This is a genomic window from Providencia sp. PROV156 (assembly GCF_028480905.1).
Lineage (GTDB): Bacteria > Pseudomonadota > Gammaproteobacteria > Enterobacterales > Enterobacteriaceae > Providencia > Providencia hangzhouensis.
On record NZ_JAMPPE010000028.1, the window covers coordinates 22,370 to 41,474 of the forward strand.

17 protein-coding genes, 1 tRNA gene and 3 pseudogenes are annotated in these 19,105 nt (G+C 42.4%); 19 read left to right on the forward strand and 2 right to left on the reverse strand.

The features are described from left to right. The first annotated feature begins 81 nt into the window (after window positions 1-81). From PSF31_RS17655 to PSF31_RS17740, 19 genes and pseudogenes are all read left to right on the forward strand, one after another. Window positions 82-429, forward strand: coding sequence for a DUF2190 family protein (locus PSF31_RS17655; protein ID WP_096863829.1), 348 nt, complete (start codon window positions 82-84; stop codon window positions 427-429). 3 nt (window positions 430-432) lie between these two features. After that, complete coding sequence (locus PSF31_RS17660; protein ID WP_096863830.1) at window positions 433-729, forward strand: ATP-binding protein; 297 nt, start codon at window positions 433-435, stop codon at window positions 727-729. Beyond that, window positions 707-1,276: a phage tail protein gene (locus PSF31_RS17665; RefSeq protein WP_176489291.1), complete on the forward strand. Its 570-nt coding sequence runs from the start codon at window positions 707-709 to the stop codon at window positions 1,274-1,276. Before PSF31_RS17660 ends, PSF31_RS17665 begins: the two co-directional genes overlap by 23 nt. Then, window positions 1,269-1,667 (forward strand): phage tail terminator protein, encoded by a 399-nt coding sequence (gene gpU / locus PSF31_RS17670; RefSeq protein WP_096863832.1) that lies wholly within the window; start codon window positions 1,269-1,271, stop codon window positions 1,665-1,667. Before PSF31_RS17665 ends, gpU begins: the two co-directional genes overlap by 8 nt. A gap of 11 nt (window positions 1,668-1,678) precedes the next feature. Continuing rightward, window positions 1,679-2,170: pseudogene (locus PSF31_RS17675) on the forward strand (phage tail tube protein); the annotation flags it as partial. Window positions 2,171-2,395: 225 nt separating this feature from the next. Beyond that, window positions 2,396-2,908, forward strand: a complete 513-nt coding sequence (locus tag PSF31_RS17680) for a KilA-N domain-containing protein (protein ID WP_096863834.1) — start codon at window positions 2,396-2,398, stop codon at window positions 2,906-2,908. Between the two features lie 43 nt (window positions 2,909-2,951). Continuing rightward, window positions 2,952-3,335: a phage minor tail protein domain-containing protein gene (locus PSF31_RS17685; protein WP_096863835.1), complete on the forward strand. Its 384-nt coding sequence runs from the start codon at window positions 2,952-2,954 to the stop codon at window positions 3,333-3,335. 14 nt (window positions 3,336-3,349) lie between these two features. Beyond that, the gene (locus PSF31_RS17690) at window positions 3,350-3,673 is read left to right on the forward strand and encodes a phage tail assembly protein T (protein WP_227528954.1); all 324 of its coding nucleotides are present in this window, start codon (window positions 3,350-3,352) and stop codon (window positions 3,671-3,673) included. Then, window positions 3,648-6,713, forward strand: coding sequence for a phage tail tape measure protein (locus tag PSF31_RS17695; RefSeq protein ID WP_096863836.1), 3,066 nt, complete (start codon window positions 3,648-3,650; stop codon window positions 6,711-6,713). Before PSF31_RS17690 ends, PSF31_RS17695 begins: the two co-directional genes overlap by 26 nt. 44 nt (window positions 6,714-6,757) lie before the next feature. Beyond that, window positions 6,758-7,084: a phage tail protein gene (locus PSF31_RS17700; protein WP_096863837.1), complete on the forward strand. Its 327-nt coding sequence runs from the start codon at window positions 6,758-6,760 to the stop codon at window positions 7,082-7,084. 50 nt (window positions 7,085-7,134) lie between these two features. After that, window positions 7,135-7,374: a hypothetical protein gene (locus tag PSF31_RS17705; RefSeq protein ID WP_096863838.1), complete on the forward strand. Its 240-nt coding sequence runs from the start codon at window positions 7,135-7,137 to the stop codon at window positions 7,372-7,374. A 54-nt stretch (window positions 7,375-7,428) separates the two neighbouring features. Further along, the gene (locus PSF31_RS17710; RefSeq protein ID WP_096863839.1) at window positions 7,429-8,127 is read left to right on the forward strand and encodes a phage minor tail protein L; all 699 of its coding nucleotides are present in this window, start codon (window positions 7,429-7,431) and stop codon (window positions 8,125-8,127) included. Window positions 8,128-8,129: 2 nt separating this feature from the next. Continuing rightward, window positions 8,130-8,864 (forward strand): C40 family peptidase, encoded by a 735-nt coding sequence (locus tag PSF31_RS17715; protein WP_375373120.1) that lies wholly within the window; start codon window positions 8,130-8,132, stop codon window positions 8,862-8,864. Then, window positions 8,768-9,424: a tail assembly protein gene (locus PSF31_RS17720; protein WP_096863841.1), complete on the forward strand. Its 657-nt coding sequence runs from the start codon at window positions 8,768-8,770 to the stop codon at window positions 9,422-9,424. The genes PSF31_RS17715 and PSF31_RS17720 overlap by 97 nt, the downstream gene beginning before the upstream one ends. A 2-nt stretch (window positions 9,425-9,426) precedes the next feature. After that, window positions 9,427-11,919: pseudogene (locus PSF31_RS21125) on the forward strand (host specificity protein J); the annotation flags it as partial. 1,815 nt (window positions 11,920-13,734) lie between these two features. Further along, a pseudogene (locus tag PSF31_RS21130) lies at window positions 13,735-14,190 on the forward strand (DUF1983 domain-containing protein); the annotation flags it as partial. After that, window positions 14,187-15,275, forward strand: coding sequence for a hypothetical protein (locus PSF31_RS17730; protein ID WP_096863842.1), 1,089 nt, complete (start codon window positions 14,187-14,189; stop codon window positions 15,273-15,275). The pseudogene PSF31_RS21130 and the gene PSF31_RS17730, both read left to right, overlap by 4 nt. Window positions 15,276-15,283: 8 nt before the next feature. Then, window positions 15,284-15,439, forward strand: coding sequence for a hypothetical protein (locus PSF31_RS17735; RefSeq protein ID WP_164561079.1), 156 nt, complete (start codon window positions 15,284-15,286; stop codon window positions 15,437-15,439). 63 nt (window positions 15,440-15,502) lie between these two features. After that, window positions 15,503-17,113: a phage tail fiber protein gene (locus tag PSF31_RS17740; protein ID WP_176489286.1), complete on the forward strand. Its 1,611-nt coding sequence runs from the start codon at window positions 15,503-15,505 to the stop codon at window positions 17,111-17,113. Between the two features lie 123 nt (window positions 17,114-17,236). Here the strand turns inward: PSF31_RS17740 and PSF31_RS17745 are convergent. Together PSF31_RS17745 and yejM are read right to left on the reverse strand one after the other, a co-directional pair. After that, window positions 17,237-17,313: transfer RNA gene (locus tag PSF31_RS17745), tRNA-Pro, on the reverse strand. A 73-nt stretch (window positions 17,314-17,386) separates the two neighbouring features. Next, window positions 17,387-19,102 carry an LPS biosynthesis-modulating metalloenzyme YejM gene (gene yejM / locus PSF31_RS17750; protein WP_096863843.1) on the reverse strand — a complete coding sequence of 572 codons (1,716 nt, stop codon included), beginning with the start codon at window positions 19,100-19,102 and terminating at the stop codon, window positions 17,387-17,389. Window positions 19,103-19,105: the final 3 nt, after the last annotated feature.

Consider the following 19,105-nt stretch of genomic DNA (forward strand, 5'->3'; position numbering starts at 1 on the left):
CTTATTACAGGTTAAAACCCTCGCCCTAACGGGCTTTTTTTATACCTAAAATCTGGCTCCTCGGGGCCAGAAGGAGAAGTTATGGCTAAGAATTATCAACAACAAGGGTTAACTGTTGAAATTAAAAATACAGGTGCAACCGCTATTATCAGTGGCGATTTGGTCATGGTGGGTGCATTAGCTTGTATCGCTGCAACAAATATTGAACCAGGGGAAACTGGTGATGGATTTGCTGAAGGTGTCTTTTTACTAAAGAAAAAGGCGGGCGTTGCATTAACGGCAGGTCAAGCGGTGACAGGTGATAAAGGGGTTGTTGCAGATAAAGGCGGCGTTCCTGTTGGTATTACATGGGAGGCGGCTGAAGCTGGCGCGGAATTAGTACCCGTAAAACTTAATATTTTCCCAGCGGCAGCGGCAGCAGGTGGCTAATTTATGAGTGCGTTTGAGAGGTTAACAGATCGACTGGACGCACTCACCACTAAACGAATGGGAAAGCCTATATCTATTAACGGTATAGACCACATCGGGGTGGATTCTCACTTTTTACCTGAATTCGGCCCCGTCACAGGAGATGGGCTTTCTTATGTCATTTTTTCGACGGGTTATCAACCCAGAAAAAACGACAAAGTGGCTGCTGGTGGTTGCCATTATTTAGTGACTCGTTTTCAGCGATTTAATGGCAAGTGGATGATTTTTTTAGAGGATGATGACGATGAAGGGGAAGGATGAAGCGATTCGAAACCTTAACATTATTGTTGAGAAAGTCACTCCCGTTGCAACAGCTCAAGCGATAAATCGTATTGCTGCTCGAGCAGTAAGTCGCAGTGTTAAGCAAGTTTCTAAAGAAGTCAAAATCCAACAGAAGATCATCCGCAAGCGCGTAAGGCTCAAAAAGGCCAGTGCAAAGCATGGCACCCCTAAAGCGCGGATCACTGTGAACAGGGGGAATTTGCCCGCTATTGTACTTGGTACAGCGCGCGTTCAATTATCCCGAAGTCGAGGGATTGAGCGACGACATGGCAGTGTTTTAAAAGTGGGTAAATTCACCTTTAAAGGCGCATTTATTCAACAGTTAAAAAATGGTAAATGGCACGTCATGCAACGACTCAGTTTAAGTCGTTACCCGATTGATGTTGTTAAAATACCCGTTTCTAAACCGCTAACGGAAGCCTTTGAAGAGCATGCAGTTAAAGTCCGTGAGGAGGACATGAGTAAAGAAATGCGTGATGCCTTAAATAACCAATTACGGCTGTATTTTAAGGGGGGTAGTGATTAAGCACACCAAGATCCGCGAGCTAGTGATTGAGGGCCTCAAAGCTAGCATTCCAAAATTATCAACTTATGACGGGCGACCCGTCAACTTCGATGAAAATGAACTGCCTGTTGTTGCTGTTTATTTAACTGAGCCTCGCCCAGACCCAAAGTACCTTGATAGCAATCAATGGACAGCCATTCTTCATATTGAGCTGTTTTTAAAAGCGGCCAAAACCGATTCTGATTTAGATAAATGGGTAGAAGAAAAACTGTATCCAGCAATCAAAAACATAACCAATTTAGGTGACGTATTAACCGATATGACGCCAAGGGGGTTTGATTACGATCGCGATGATGAAATGGCGCTATGGGCTTCGGTTGATATAACTTACCAAATTGAATATGAAATGTAAGGAATTTTACGATGGCAAAAGTACCAAATCCACTGGAGCCCACAAAAGGGGCTGGCACCACACTTTGGGTATATACCGGAACGGATGACCCCACAAAGGATCCGTATCTTGATACAGGTTTTACTCGATTAGCTAGAATTAAATCACTAGAACCGGGTGAAATTACGGCGGCAAGTGAAGACGATAGCTATCTAGACGATCCCAATGGCGACTGGGAAAACACCACTCAGGGCGAAAAATCCTCGGGTGAAACCAGTGTGACCCTTGCATGGTTGCCGGGCGAAGAAGGGCAAAAAGACCTTGTTAAATGGTTTGATGAGGGAGTGCCACGCTTTTACAAAATCTTGTACCCAAATGGTACTCTGGACTTATTTAAGGGTTGGATTAGCAGCCTAGGTAAATCCATTCCGATTAAAGAAACCATGACGCGCACGGTAAAAATTAAAAATACCGGCCGCCCAACCATGGCAGAAGAAATCCCCCCAAAACCAGCGGGTAAAACAGTTACTCAACCAAAAGAGTAATAAATATTTAAATCAATCAAATAGCCACAGAAATGTGGCTTTTTATATGCATTTCACCCTGTGCACCGAAAGCACATTCACATGTTAAACATCGAGCCAAAATTTAGGTAATGAGCCTTTGAGGGGATCAGTTATAGCTGGTGTCGCTTCGATGGGCTGGTTTCCTATTTCGGCAAGGGTTCATTACTAAATAAGGTAAGCACCATGAAAGAATTATCAGTTTTTAATACACCAGTAAGAGTGGGTGATGATGGATATATATCAATCACTGATATTTGGAAGGCTGCAAAAGCATCAGGCATGAAAGTAGATAACTTACGGCCAGTTGACTTCCTAAGAAGCTCAGTAACTCAGTCATTTATCAATGAGTTAGTAAAAGGTGGAAATTCTACACCTTTTATAATCTCTAAAGGCCGTAATGGTGGAACATTTGCAACTAAGTTTTTGGCCTATGAATATGCAGGATATATCGACCCTGCATTTAAAGTTGGTGTTTACACCGTCCTAGATAAATATTTTTCAGGTGAGTTAATTTCAGTTGCTAGCTTTATGGCTGAAGCGAATATGGCTGCATATGTTTACAACCAAGAGGCCGCAATAGTTAGTGATTGTGGTCGAACAATGAATTATTGGGGTAGAGGGGGTAGAAAAGCTCACTTGCTACACAATAAACAAGAAGCAGAAAATAAACTGCAAATTGCACTGGATTATAAATAGGTCGCTCAGCGGCCTTTTTTATTATTAACGAAAAGGTATCGATATGTTTTTAAAGAAAAAAGAAATCAAAATTGGTGAAGAAGTTATCATTCTTTCTGAATTAACTGCCCTGCAGCGTGCTGAGTATTTTGAATTATTAGTCCATCAAGATAGTGAACTTGAAAACCTCAAAGGTCACGCGCTGGGAGCTAAAGCAAATCGACATGGCGTTGAGCAACTTACATGGATTGTCTCTCGCTCGATTTGGAACACTGATAGAAATCGCGACATTGAAACCATCTATCAGGAAATACTCGATAACTGGGGTGATTCAGCCTTAAAAGCCGCATTTGATACCGCCTCTAAACTAAGCGGCATGAGCAATGACAGCGACCCTAGTGAAAAAGAAGGGCAAGAAGCGCAGGAGCCTGAATCACTGGAAAAGTAGTCGCGCGTGAACGTGTGTTTGCTTTGCGACTGGCGCGTGAATTTGGGCGACCTGACTGGCGACGAATGCTAGATGAAATCAGTGCAACCGAGTATAGCGATTGGACCGACCATTTCAGCAAAGTACCGTTCACGCCTCAGCTTATTGATACCGAATTTGCTGCATTACAGAAAACCGTATTTCAGACCATGTTTGGTGGTGATACTGAGTTAACCGATTTTATGTTACTGACCGATGTAGAGGCGAGTGATACAGAAATGTCAGACGAAACACTGCAGACAATCGGCGAGGGAATTGTCGGAGGGGTGCGATATGAGCAACCAAATAGCGGATCTTGAGATTAAGATTGGCGTGAATACAACCGAATTCCTTGAGAAAGCTGGACGTGTTGAGCGTGAATTAAATAAGCAGGAGCGTGATGACCAGCGATTTGCGAAAATGCGTCAAGATGCATTGGACCGAATTGCAGCAAAGGAAAGTGAAAGGCAGAGGAAGCGGCAATCCCAACTCAAACAATTTAGTGATGCGTCCGCAGCAGCGCATCAACAAAAAATTTCAGAGCTTGAAGCAGAAGCACGGGCCGTTGAAAAGAATCACATAGATGTGAAGCGCATTTTTGAAGAAGAGATGCGTAAAGGAAAGCGCCCCGAATCAAATACTGGACTTGTTGCACAGTATGATGCGCAAATGGATGCATTGCAAAAGTACAATAAAGGACTTGAAGAAGCCCAAGCAATACGCCAGCGTCTTAACAGAGACTTACAAAACGGGCTCCTGGTTGGTAAAGAGTATGCGACACTTCAAAATCGAATCGGTGGGATAATTAAAACAACCACAAGAGCCGAAGAAGAGCAAACGCAGGCCAAGCAGCGTTTTATTAACAAGTTAAAAGAACAAGTGACTCAACAGAACTTGTCTCGCACTGAAATGTTACGTATTCAAGCAGCACAGCTTGGTGTTTCAAGTTCAGCTGATGTTTACATTCGCAAACTTGAAAAACAAAACGTAGCGTTAAAAGGTGTAACGATTAGCTCTGGCCAGTATCGCCAAGCAATGCGACAGTTGCCAATGCAAATGACCGATATTGTCACTTCTTTGGCTTCCGGCATGCCACCGTGGTTAGTAGCCGTTCAGCAGGGAGGGCAAATTAAAGACTCGTTTGGTGGGTTTGGTAATTCACTGAAAGCGATCACATCTTTAATCACACCATGGAAAGTGGCCATGTTTGGTGGTGCTGGTGCATTAACGGCATTTGGCGTTGCTGCTTATCAAGGGTCTAAAGAGCTCAGCGAGTACAATAAACAGCTTATTTTAACGGGCAACTATGCCGCTAAAACCAAAGGCCAACTTAATGAATTAGCAAGGTCACTTTCGGGTGACGGTATCACGCAGTACAAAATGGCTGATGCGCTGGCACAAGTGGTGGGTTCGGGTTCGTTCACTGGCTCACAGGTAGACATGGTTGCTGGCGTTGCGGCAAAAATGGAAAAGGCCACAGGCCAATCTATCGATGAAACTATCAAGCAATTTCAGCGACTCAAAGATCAGCCGGCTCAAGCTGTTATGGAATTGGATAAGTCTCTCCACTTTTTAACGGCAACGCAACTTGAGCAAATAACTACGCTTGAGGAGCAGGGGCGAACATCTGATGCTGCTAAGATTGCGATGGAATCTTATGCTAATTCAATGAGAGACAGGACATCTCAAATTAGTGAAAACTTGGGGACGTTAGAAACTGCATGGAAGTGGGTTGGTGAAGCGGCTCAAAATGCATGGGACAGAATGCTTAATGTTGGTCGATCTGTTTCTGTACAAGATAAATTAGATGCAAAGGTTCAGCAATTAGTAGCAGCCAAAAAAGAGCTAGAAATTGCTGAAAAAGGAGGCGCCCCTGATACAACAGGGTATGGTGTCGGAAGAAACTCTGAATCATTTTTAAATCAAAACGCTACAAGAAACTTAGAAGCAAACAAAGCGCTAGTTAAAAATCTAACATCTGAAGTTAAAAATCTGCAAAATCAGATAAGTAATGAGAAATCGTTTAATGCAGGTGCAAATGCTATTTCTGCGTTTAATGAGAAGATGAAGAAACAGCTTGAAGCTGATTTAGCGTTAAAAAAGAAATATGAGACATCAGAGGAAAAGCACCAAAGAGAACTCAAGAGAATTAGAAATGATGAACACGCCTCTCAGTCAGCAAAAGATCTAGCTATTCAGAGAGAAAATGAGCGGTATAAGAAAGAATTAGCACGTAAAACACCAAAAGGAAAAGCTTACAAGCCCGATATGGGCACTCGTCATGACGAATCTTCACAAGCGGAATTAACCTCTCTACAAGCGCAACTAAAGTTACTGCAACAACACCAAACAGCCACTGACTTTATTAGTCAGCAGCGTAAAAACTTACAGTTAGAACAGGCCAAATTTAATGTTTTAGAGGAGGCTAGCAAAACTCGTAAATTATCCCTTGATGAACAATCTTTATTAAAAAATAAAGAAAGTATTTTAGCCAATAAGATGAAATTAGCTGATTTGGGCGACCAAATCTCCAAGCAAGAACATCTTAATAAATTGCAAGATCAGGCTGATAAATACGTCAAACAGCAAGAAGCTCGCCAAAAAGCCATTGCGGATTCGCTGGGCAAATCGTCTTTAGAGCTTCAGCGGGCACTCGAAATAGAGCAATTGCGCTCAACCTATGGCAATACCCCGCAATGGGAAAAGGTAGAGGGTGCAAAATTATCGACTTTTGCCCAAGAAGATGCCGCAAAACAAGATTGGGCGGCTGGCATGAAAACAGCTTGGGGGGACTATCGGGACGCAGCCTTAGATGCTAATGGGCAAATTCAAAGCGTTACATCAGCGACATTAAATGGATTTAGTTCCACACTATCTAGCGTGCTAGTGGATGGACAGGCCAACTTTAAAGACTTCACTAAATCAATTTTGAAAATGCTAGCTGAAATTGCTATCAAAATGAGCATTGTTAAAGGTTTTGAAGCTTTTGGGTTTGGTGGTGTGACCGCTAATGCAAAAGGGGGTGTATACAACTCTCCTGGTCTTAGTGCGTACAGTGGGCAAATTGTATCGAAGCCAACTTTATTCCCGTTTGCTTGTGGCGCTGGATTAATGGGTGAAGCAGGGCCAGAGGCGATATTACCTTTACGCCGAGGAATTGATGGGAAATTGGGGGTTGTAGCTGCAAGCGGTCCAACGGGCGGTGAGGTTAATCAAACTTTCCAAATTAATATTCAAAATGATGCTAGCAACGGGGAAATTGGGCCGAATGCAGTTAAACAAATTTTGAATTTAGTGGAGCAAAAAACCAAGCAAGTTATGATAAAAGAACGCCGTGATGGTGGTTCGTTTCAAGCGTAACATAATATGAAGCCCTCTGTTGAGGGCTGAATAATGGAGGGTTAATGGAAACATTTAACTGGCCTATTAAACCGGGGATGGGAACAGAATCCTCCCCCCGAGTGAGATCTGTTAGTTTTGGTGATGGGTATGAACAACGTAAACCTGATGGGCTAAACTCACAGCTTGAAAAATTCAATGTGAACCTATCTCTTACGCCAGAAAAGGCCAATCAGGCGTTAGATTTTTTAAAACGCCATGGCGGGGTGAAATCATTTTTATTTCAACCCACTAAAAACAAGCCTGCTGTTGTAGTTGTTTGCAGAAAATGGTCTTCAGATAGCGGCAATATCCGCAAAACAATAAGTGCCGAATTTGAACAGGTAGTTTAATGGGATAAGATATGATCTGTTTAGCAATCTAATTTTATTGGGGTTCTAAAGTGAAATCATATAAATACATTATCGGTTTTGCGGTTGGCTTTCTATTACTATATTTAGCGATACCTAGTACTAATGAGTCACCAAAAGATAAAGAGAAAAGTAAGGACAGAGATGTAATAAAACTTTGTTGGAAAGATTATGAGAAAAAATCTCTTTCACCAGAGACTAAGCAATTCGTTGCTTCCGTGTGTGAAAAGAAAGAGGATGATTTTCAAAAAAAATATGGTGTAAAACCATAATGTTACATCTTTCAAAACAGCCACCTTCGGGTGGTTTTTTTATGGGTAAAATAAATGCAAAACATCCCACCAGAATTGCTTATCGCGACAACGAAACTTGAAGCAGAAGCAGAAATTATACTCTATGAAATAGATCTAACAAATATAGGTGGAATTCGGTATCGATTCCACAACGGTACCAATGAATCATCAGGACCGGTTATTTGGCAAGGCCAAGAATATGAACCTTACCCAATCATGGGGGATGGGTTTGATTTAAATGGCAAGGGTCCATCGACTCGCCCAACTATTTCACTGTCTAATTTGTTCGGCCTAATTTTTGGTATCGCTAGTCGCCTAAACTCAGGGTTAGGGGGTATTGTTATTCGCCGTAAAACAACAGCACAATTCCTCGATGCAGCGAATTTTGCTGGTGGTAATGACAATGCAGATCCAACGCAAGAGCAAGTTAGTCGCTGGGTGATTGAGCAACTAACCAGCCTCAATGCTGAAACAGCAACATGGGAACTTGCTGCCCCAACGGAAACGGATGGCGCCACTTTTCCAGCTCGAGTCATTCTTTCTGATGTATGTAATTTTGGCTATCGCTCTGAAGAGTGCGGCTATAAGGGTGCGCCGGTTGCTGATGAGCTCGGCAACCCAACTCAAGACCCCAGTAAAGATAAATGCGGTAAGCGCTTATCTGATTGTAAATTAAGGAATAACGCACACCGAATAGGCTGCTTCCTCTCTTCGTCTCGCCTCAGTCAATAAGGATCGCCATGTTAGAACAAACTATTTTGGAACATGCAAAACGCATGGCGCCACAGGAATCGTGTGGCCTTGTGATTATTCAAGACGGTACCGAGATTTATATTCCTTGTGAAAACCAACATATCGACCCTGAAAATCATTTTTCAATTGCGGCTGAAGACTACATTCAAGCCAGCCAAATAGGTGAAGTCATCGCGATTGTTCATAGTCACCCCGGTGGCAATCCCTATTTAAGTTCAGCAGATAGAGCGCACCAGTTAAAAACAAACCTCCCCTGGTGGTTGGTTTGCGATGAAAAAATTATCAAATTTGAGTGTGTGCCAAAGTTATTAGGCCGTGAGTTTATTCATGGCTCTACAGATTGTTATGGCCTATTCCGTGACGCTTACCATTTAGCCGGTTGCTCATTGCCAGACTTTGACCGTGAAGACAATTGGTGGCGGAAAGGGAAGGAGCTCTATTTAGATAACTTAGCGGAAAATGGCTTTAAGCAAGTCAAAAGAGATATCCAGCCCGGCGATATTATTTTGTGTTGCTATGCCAGTTCCCGCGCAAATCATGCCGCAATCTACTTGGGCGACCAAACTATTTTGCATCACGTTCCTAATCAATTGAGTAAGCGAGAGGTTTATAACGAAAGATGGCAACGAATGACGCACTCGATTTGGCGCTACCGCGACTGGCAACCATCCGCTTTTATGGGGATCTGCAACGATTTGGCCGTCGATTCGATTTAAATATTAAAACCGCAGCTGAAGGGCTTCATGCCTTATTTCTTCAAATTCCCAATCTAAAACAACAATTCCGTGATGGCTGGTACCAAATTCGCATTAGCGGATCCGATGTTGACCCCAGCGAATTACATCAGCGTGTCCATGAACCTCTGATGGCAAATGCGGTAATTCACATCGTTCCGCGTATCGAGGGTGCAAAAACAGGGGGTGCATTTCAATTTATTGCCGGCGCAGCCGTTTTGGCGATCGGGTGGTGGAACCCTGCAGGCTGGAGTTTTGGCGCGTCGATGATGCTGGCAGGTGGTGCAATGATGATTGGTGGGGTCGCGCAAATGTTAACGCCGATACCTAAGCCTGCCAATTTGTCGCGTTCTGAAGAAGAAAAAGGGAACACGTACTTCAGCAATCTCGAAAACGCAGTGGCGCAGGGGATGGCGGTACCGGTTGCTTATGGTGAAATTATGTGCGGCTCAAGGGTGATTTCACAAGCAATTGAAATCATGGATGACGGTGACGCAAAAGATATTGATGTGGGCAAACACGGTGGTAGTGGGGAGACGTAATCATGGGTAAAGGCGGCGGTAAACAACATACTCCTTATGAGGCGCCAAACGATTTAACATCACGGCAGAAATTATCAATTATTGATTTAGTGAGTGAAGGTCCAATTGAGGGGCCGGTTGGCGATTTAAAGGGGGTTTATCTTAATAATACTCCCGTTATTGACTCCTCTGGTAACAGTAATGTAAACGGTATGACTGCTCAGTGGGTGTCAGGCACTTTAGAGCAACCAGTCTTAGAGGGGTTTTCATCGTCATCAAGTGAAACCCCTGTCAGTATTGAAATCAAAAAAAGCACACCTGTAACTCGCACAATAACTTCACGAAACATTGACCGCTTACGGTTAACGTTTGGTACCCAAGCGTTGGTTGAAGTGAAAGATAATGGGGATCGTGTTGGTACATCGGTTGAGTTACAAATTCAGGTACAACGTAATGGTTCGTGGGTAACTGAAAAAAATATCACTATCCGTGGTAAAAGGAGTAATTCCCCATACCTAATGGCTGTGATTATCGATAAGTTGCCACCGCCACCTTTTAGCATTCGCATGGTTCGTATAACGCCAGATAGCAACAGCGATAAATTACAAAATAATACTATTTGGTCAAGTTACACCGAAATCACCGATATTAATCAAACCTATCCGGGCTCAGCAGTCGCGGGTCTAACGTTTGAAAGTGAACAGTTTGGTAATCAATATCCTACACGTAACTATTTAGTTCGGGGGCTGATTGTTCAAGTGCCGAACAATTACGATCCTGAAACTCGCACCTATAGTGGCATTTGGGATGGAACGTTTAAGCCTGCATACACCAATAATCCCGCATGGGTACTGTATAGCTTATTAACAACGAAGCGATTTGGGCTAGGTAAAAGACTGAAAATAGCTGAGGTTGATAAGTTTGCGCTTTACGTTATTGGTCAATATTGCGATCAACTGGTACCTGATGGCTTCGGTAATAAAGAGCCTCGAGTCACCTGCAATGCTTATATTACTGATATTCGAAAAGCTTATGATTACTTCAGTGACCTGTGCTCAATAATGCGCATCATGCCTGTGTGGAACGGGCTACAAATGACATTTGTTCAAGATCGTCCTAGTGATGTTGTTTGGCCTTACACAAATGCAAACGTGGTTAATGGTCGTTTCCACTACAGCTTCAGTCCATTAAAAGCCCGTCATACCGTTATTGAAGTACGTTTTATTGATCCGCAAAACGGCTGGAAAACCAGTGTTGAGCAAGTCTCTGATGATGCATTGGTTGCTCAGTTTGGCCTTAACGTGCTTCGAGTTGATGCATTTGGCTGCACAAGCCGTGGACAAGCTCGGCGTTATGGTCTGTGGATATTATTGACAGAAAAATTAGAGACCCAAACTGTTGAGTTTGAAGTAGGCGCGGAAGGGCTGCGGCATACTCCTGGTGATATTATCGAAATTATGGATAACGACTGGGTGGGGGGTGAGGATCCTATTGGTGGTAGACTCATAGCCATCGATGCCACTCAAAAGATTTTAACGCTTGATAGAGAAGTAACAAAACCTAAATCCGGTACCGCATTTATTTCGTTAATGAATGCCACTGGGCGTTATGAACGCGTAAAAGTGACAGGATACTTAGGCAACAATCAAATTAAAGTTGAATCGGTACCAAAAGGTGTCGCCACAAAATCGGTATGGGGTATTAGCCAGCCTGATTTGGCTCGTCGCTTATTTAGGGCGATTACGATTTCTGATAAAGGCGATGGCACCTACGGTGTTATTGCAGTTCAGCACGTTCCCGAAAAAGAGGCTATGGTTGACCAGGGGGTGAAATTTGAACCGTTGCCCGATACGCCATTGGGCGGCTACATTCCTCCAGTTGAAAACCTTTCTGTTGAAGTCAGTGCAGATAGTGACAACTGGCAAGTGGAAGCCAACTGGACAACCGCAACGGCGGTTCGAGGTGTTGATTTTGTCCTCAAACTAACTCAAGCGGGGCGTATTGTTGGTACCGCGAAAACCCAAGAAAACCGTTATCGCATTGGTAATTTACCGCAAGGGAATTACTTGCTCTCTGTCGCACCGCAAAATAAAGATGGGCAAAAAGGCGAACAAGCCTCAGTCTCATTTGATATTAACCCACCGCCCCCGCCGTCTTATATTGATATTGATCCGGGCTTTTTCAGTTTGGGTATTATCCCACATGTGGGTGGACAAAATGCGCTGCGCCTGCAGTATGAGTTTTGGTTTTCTGAAAAGCAGATTGCTAATATCAATGAGGTTGAGCTATTAGCTGAATACCTTGGCAATGGCACAATGTGGGTGATTCAAGGAAGGAAACTTAAAGCTGGTCAGACATATTACGTTTATGTCAGAACCGTGAACCCCGTAGGCAAGTCGCAGTTTGTTGAAGCTGTAGGAAAGGCTGACGGAACGCCAAAGGATATGATTGATGAGTTGGGAAACAACTTCATCACCACTGACGCTGGCAAAGAAATGCAAAAGCAAATCGACTTCAACAAAGATCACATTGAAGACTTAACGCTCGAACAACTCGAAATTAAGCATGACATTATCAATGTTGATAGTAAGACAATTGACTTAAATAACAAAGTCGTTCAGCTCAATACTGATGTTGAAATAGTCAATGAAGCTGTTTTGCAAAATACGCAATTCACAACACAAGTTAGCTTTAAACTCAGTGAAGAAGTTACGGATCGCAAAGCTGAAATATTCAGACTTGAACAAGTTCGAGTAACTGATTTAGATGCTTTAGCGCGTTGGCAAGAGCAAATTAGCGTTAAAGTTGGCTCTAATACATCATCAATACTTGAAGTCAAAGAAGCACAAGCGACTTATGAAGCAGCGAGCGCGAAGCAAATCAGTCAAGTAAAAGCCGATGTTGATAGTGTAACTGGGCGAGTGACACAAGTTGAAACTGCAACGGCGACACTAACAGAGGCGCAAGCGAAGTTTGAACGTAGCACAATTGCTCAGTTTGAAGAGCATCAAGCGTATATAACAAACATTGAAACATCATTATCAAGTGCTGAAATGACAATGTCTGAAGCGCTAATGCAAACAACTGCACAATTCAATTCGTTACATGATAAACAGCTTAAATCCGAAGCGAAAATCACGAAAAATGAGAAAGCGATAGCGACAGAGACGGAAGCCCGGGCAACAATGGGGGTTCAGTTAGAAGCGCGCATTGATAGTAATGAAAGCGGAATAACTGAAATAAAAGAAACTGTCGCAGAGCAGGGGAAAACAATTGCGTCAACGACTGAGCAATTACGTGCTGAAATTAAAACAGGTGACGACAAGCTGCAGGAGGGGATTGATAACCAAGGGCGTGAATTATCAAAAATAAGCAGTAGTGTTGATGAGCAAAAAACAGCTATTGCAGAACTTGATAAAACACAAACGGAGCTCAAGCAAACTCAACAAAGTAATTATGAAGAGAACAATGCACACATTGCTAATCTTCAGCAAACTATTGCTAACAGTGACAGTGCTAACGCTGAAGCAATTATGCAAACCACAGCGCAAACAACACTTAATCATAATGAAAACTTGAAAGTTAAAGCTAGTGTCGAACGACAACAGAAAGCAATCGCTAATCAGCAAGAAGCCCACGCTGAGCTTTCTGAGAAAGTCGATGCACAGTATGCAGACAATCAAGCGACTTTTGTTGATATCAGAAAATCTCAAGCTGATGATAAAAAAGCGGCTTCTGAGCACACTGAGCAAGTGCGTGCAGAACTCGGGAAAGATATCGCTGATAACAAAAACGATCTGTCAAACATCAATGCAGTCGTGACAGAGCATTCTAAATCTATCGCGACACTTGAAGAAACGACAACTCAAATTCAGCAATCACAGAAAAGTCAGCATGAAGATACTCAAGCAAGTATCGACGAGTTAAAGCAAACAACCGCGAGCACTGATAAAGCATTAACTCAAGCAAAAGAGGAAGCCAAATCACACTTCGAAGATAATGATGCATCAATTGCAAATATCCAAAATACGCATGCAGATGCTGAATCATCTTTAGCTGAAATGGCGATGCAATTGTCTGCTCAGCAGAACGTGCAAGGCACAGAACTTTTACGTGCTAAAGCATCCATTGAGCGTGTTGATAAAACGGTCGCCAACAATAGTCTTGCCTATGCACAATCCTTTGAAAAGATTGAGGCTCAGTTTGAAAGTGTTAATTCAAGCATTACCACCCTCAAGAAAACAGTTTCTGATAATGAAAAAGCACAAGCGGAGGTTAACGAACTCATTAAATCAGAAATTGGCGATAACAAAGCGGCAATTGAACTGCGTGGGCAAACTGTTTTCGATCACAAAGGGAATGGCTCTGCGATTTATACAATCAAGACAGGCATTAATTGGAATGGCCAATATTATGACGCCAAATTCATGATGGGAGCCACCGTTAAAAACGGTAAAGTCGTGACTCAAATTGGCTTCAGTGCTGATACTTTCGGTATTTTCAATCCATCGAGCGGCAAGTTAGAGCCCGTATTTTTTGTCGAAAATGGTCAGGTGTTTATCAATGAAGCGTTTATTAACAAGGCCACAATTGAAAAAATCATTGTGGGGACGGATATGCGTTCAAAAAACTACGTGCCCGGCAAGTCTGGTATGCGCATTGATATGGAAAATGGGATATTTGAAACGAATAGCAACGAAGGTGATTATTCTGTCATTCGCAATAGCAAAGGGGATTACTTTAAATATAAAAATACATACATCATAGAGTTAGGGTGGTTCTTATGATTGATAACCTGTATGGATTGAAAATTCGCAATCCTGATGGTAGTGAGTTTGTTTTTAATGAACGCACAGCCCCAGCAACAAATCTTTGGACCCGTTATGTGAAAAGAAGTGACGGTCTATCTCCAGATGGTGGTTGGCTAACATACAAATGGAATTGCCCCAATGAAATACCTGAAGGATATGGGTTTCAAGTAGTTTCTTTGAGTGCAGCAGAGGTGACATTTACACAAAGTGGCGATAGGCGCTACGTATCTGGGACAAAGGACAAAATCGCTTATAGCTCAAATGGCAGGAAAGTCACTGTGATGGGGATGATGGATTATGACCTCAACTATGTAAAAATTATTGCATTCCCGACAATCGAATCCCAAAAATCGACCAGTGGTTTTGGGTTAAAAGTGATGGGAAGTTCTATTTTTCTTGAGAATACCCCACCTCTTGGTTATGCCTATGCGACTCATAAAGCCAAAGTGTATATTACGGATGCATTTAATATCGGTAATACTTTCCCCGGGTTAACAATTGAGAATGCCGTATTTTTCTTTTACACCGATGATAATAAATCATTTATCCGACTAGAGGCATCTAACGTGCAAAGCTGGGAGGAATTAAAGTGGTGGCGGTATGTTAGCCGAAATCGAAACAGCACCAACATTACAGCGTATTCACCTGCGTGGTATTGGGTTGTTGCTTTTACAAACGTGCAACCAGCTCAACTCAACACCTCGGGTTTTGGCTTAAAAATCCGCAACCTCGAGGGGAAAGTGACGTTTAACTCCCAGATGGGGGTAATGACTAGGCCTATTACCGTTCCGGGAAATCAAATACCGCTAGGTTCAGGTATTAACGTTGATTCCATTCGTCGGCCCATGTACACACCGACAAAGGTCGGGGAGATATTCAGCAGTGATGGTGGTTTAGGCTGGTGGCGAGACCTGAATATAGGGAATTTAGGTGAGTCTCAAATCAGTTTGTTTCAAACCAGTACTTCTCAACAGCGTGGTTATCATGGCAATCAAACGATAGCCCGAACTGCAACCCCCGCTATTTTTCTAGACGCTGCAGATTATTTTCCTTTTCCATAGGTAACCATATGAAAAAAATTAATTATGCGATATTCGCAGGAATAGTCGTGCTTATTGCTGCGTGCAAATCCCCTGTAACAGTCACACACGAAGTTTGTGAAGGGCTATTTGTTATCACGCAATCTGATGCAAATGAGTTTAAACAACACCACTGTATGAAATAAGCAAATGAACACCTACAGGCCGCTTAATTGCGGTTTTTTTGTATCTAAATTTCGGAGAATCCTATGTACAACACAGGCACAGTCACAACAACAGCAAACAGCACTAAAGCCACCGGCACAAACACAAAGTGGAAAGACAACAACTCACTTGTATCAGCAGAGCAAGTTATTTTAATTCAAAACGGAACGACAGTTTACATTAACAGTATCGCATCAATTCAAAGTGACACTGAGTTAACATTATCTTTTGCGGCTCCAGCGGCAGTAAAAAATGGGAGTTACAGAATATTAACAACAATGGTGAACTCTATTTCTGATGCTGCAAACAAGCTAGTTGCAATGAACAATGCAAATGCAGTATTTAGTGAAGTTTTGAATCGAATGTTTACAGAAACGGGAATTATCACAGTTGTATTACCTGACGGGACGACATTAAAAACAAAAACATTCGCTGAAATGGATAAGCAGCTAGATGGGAAGTTTGATAAAACAGGTGGTTCAGTTGAGGGAGGTCTTTCGGCTACAGGTGCAATTCAAACATCTGGTGGGCAAGTAACGGCACATACTGCTGGTGGAGTAGGTGCGCAGTTAGATAGTAGAGGCGATATAGCAAAAATAAGGTCGAGGAATAAAAACGGAACGTGGTTTGACCATGCAATTCCTGAAACAGCAGGAACGTTTATGCAAGTTGGTGATTGTGGTCTTGGTGGTGTAAATATAAATTTGGAAGGGTTGTATGGGAGCGGGCAAAACTTCGACTTACCTTTGATGTTCAATTCAAGAAGCACGGGACTATATGCATGGGGCGGTGCAAAGAACCCACCAAATGTTAACAAATACAACTTTCTATTTCATCAACGATGGTCAGGGAATCAAGTAACATCTCCACAGGCCATATTAGGAATGACACCAGAGGGGGATTTATTTCATTATGGTAAAACTACGTCTGAATCGTGGTTTAATAAGGTTACTTTCTACTCAACAAAAAATACAACTAAAGACTCAAACGGAAACTTAAAAGCCGCATCACCGATTATTCGAGTATTCGCTGACGATGTCGATCCAAATGAAGAAGCGGAAGGCGTCACACTCAAAAAATTACATACAGGGATTTACCAGCTTCACGGCGTTCTTGGACTACACTCTGATGCGAGTTGGGGGGGTATTAACGGCGGTATCACAATCCCATGCGGTATTAATCAACTTCCCCTTGTGTATGCGCTTTATGATGTACTGGAGAAAGGAAAACCACACCCTTTTGACGGCCGTATTGTTGAGCCCGATGAGGACGGGGATATCGTTCTATACACGTCTTATCGTCAGCATGATTTACCGCAAAATATACAGTATGAGCGATTCAAGCTTTATCCTGAGTTTTTACGTGATGCTATCGATGGCGAAGAATCAATACCGGGCTTTAATGGCAAAGTTGAATTAACACCCGGAGAACCTTGCGATATTCCTACAGGACATTGGGTTGATGTGCGTGTAAACATGCCTTCAAACTCTATCTACAATCAAAAGCAAGCTGAAGCTGAGAGACTCGCTAAGCTAGAAGCAGAGCGATTAGCACAAGAAGAAGCTAAACGTGCAGCTGAGGAAGCGGAAAGGGCAGAGCAGGAAGCAGCGGAACGTAAACAATATGGCCTTGGTGATAATGATGCCTTGCTGTAATTAGAGGTAAAAATCCTGTGTAATCATGACGGGGTTTTACACCAGAGTTACACCAGTTTTACACCAAGCAAATTTCATGCACAAAAAAACCAACCTTAAGTGGTTGGTTTTCTTAAAATAAGTTGGTCGGCATGATAGGATTTGAACCTACGACCCCCGACACCCCATGACGGTGCGCTACCAAGCTGCGCTACATGCCGAACTTTGATTAATACTACTCAATTTGCTTCTAAAAGCAATAGACTTATGATGCGACTGGTTGATATTTAAGCACTAATTTTCATTAAAACGCTTTAATTCAGTAAAGATTTTCAACAACTCAGCCAAATCAGGTTTTTCATTTCGTTCTATGGCACCTTGTTTATCGTAGATATTAAACTGGCCATTTTGATCCATGTAGAGGGTGGTATTATCTGTGGTAATGACAACATCGTCGTTGTCACCCGTGATCACCCATGGGTAAGTACGTTTAACACTAAATAAATCTTCACCTTGGCTGTAATCATCAGGTGGATTACTGACATGTAATAAACGCTGCATCAGTGTTGTCATCACATCTTGATGGCTTGTTAGCTTATCTATCTGCTGTGCAGGTGTGTTTGGCCAATAAATAAACAGTGGTACCTGCATATTATCACGGTTGAAGCGTTTACCATCTAACCATTCGTTTTCTGCTTTTCCTTGGTTATTATAATTTGCCGTCACAATAACAATGGTATTTTGCAAGCGATTATCACGCTGTAATGCAGCCATTACGCGATTGATTTGTTCATTCGTTTTTGCACTTCCTGGTGTTCCTTTAATATTCAGGAAAGAGAACCAAGGCGAGCCGTTCTTAAGGTTATCTAGCCAGTTATTCCACTGTGTAACGGTTAAGTTGTCATTATCTGCAGTTTTTGCAGGTAATGAGTAATCAGCTAAAATAGCTTGTCTGAATAATGGAGAATTAAAGCCATCTGTTGAGAATAAACCAAACTGATACCCTTGATGTTGTAAGGCTTCAATTAGCGCTGATGGATGGCGGCCATTGAGAATATTATCGAAATAAGTCGATGAAATACCATAGAATAGGCCAAATAGCGCAGTATCGTTACGTAGCCCAGCTGTGTAGTGATTCGTAAACTGCGTACTGATTTCTTTAAATTCGTTTAACGCCCCCATAGAATCTTGTTGAGATTTATTCCCTAGATCATCAATGACCAACAATAATAAGTTGTAATCAGCGCCTTGGTCATAATAACTTAAAGGTTTCAATGGGTAGTTTAACTTAAGTGCCGTTGGGCTACCTTGTTGGAATACACGATTTTGATGTTCGGTTAAGTCTAATAGGCCATACCTATCAAGTAGCTTGCGAGCTGTCATGGGTTGCGACAATGGATAATTGTAGCGTTGCATGGTGATAGGGCGATAAAAATTAGCATCGGCCCATGCATACATCAGGTGTGACATAATAAAAGTCACAATAAAAATAGCCGCCAGAGGTTTGCCGAATGTTTGGCGGTTTAAACTACGTAGTTTTTGCCAACTCCAAGTCGCAAATAACATTTCAACAAGAAAGATAATGGGAATACTGATAAACATCAGTTGCCACTCACGAGCCATTTCCCCCTTAGTTGGGTTGATGACCAAGTCCCAAACTTGCGGTGTTAAATGCAAACCGAATTGACTAAAAACACGGATATCAAAGATTAATAGTGTTATTCCTGCCGTTGCAAGGGCAACACAAAGTAGCCTCAGCAACCGCTGAGACATAACAATAAAGGTCAGTGGAAAAATAATTAGCAAGTAAGTCGCAAAGACCACAAAACTAAAGTGACCTAACCAACTGACGAAAGCATAAATTCGGCCAGTTAAGGTATCTGGCCAATCAAAAATAAACAGATAGCTGCTACTTAACACAAGGCTAAGCAGTATATTGAATAGTGCAAACCAGTGCCCCCAACCAATCATGTTAGAGACTTTGTCACGGTAGCGCAGGTGGGTGACCATACT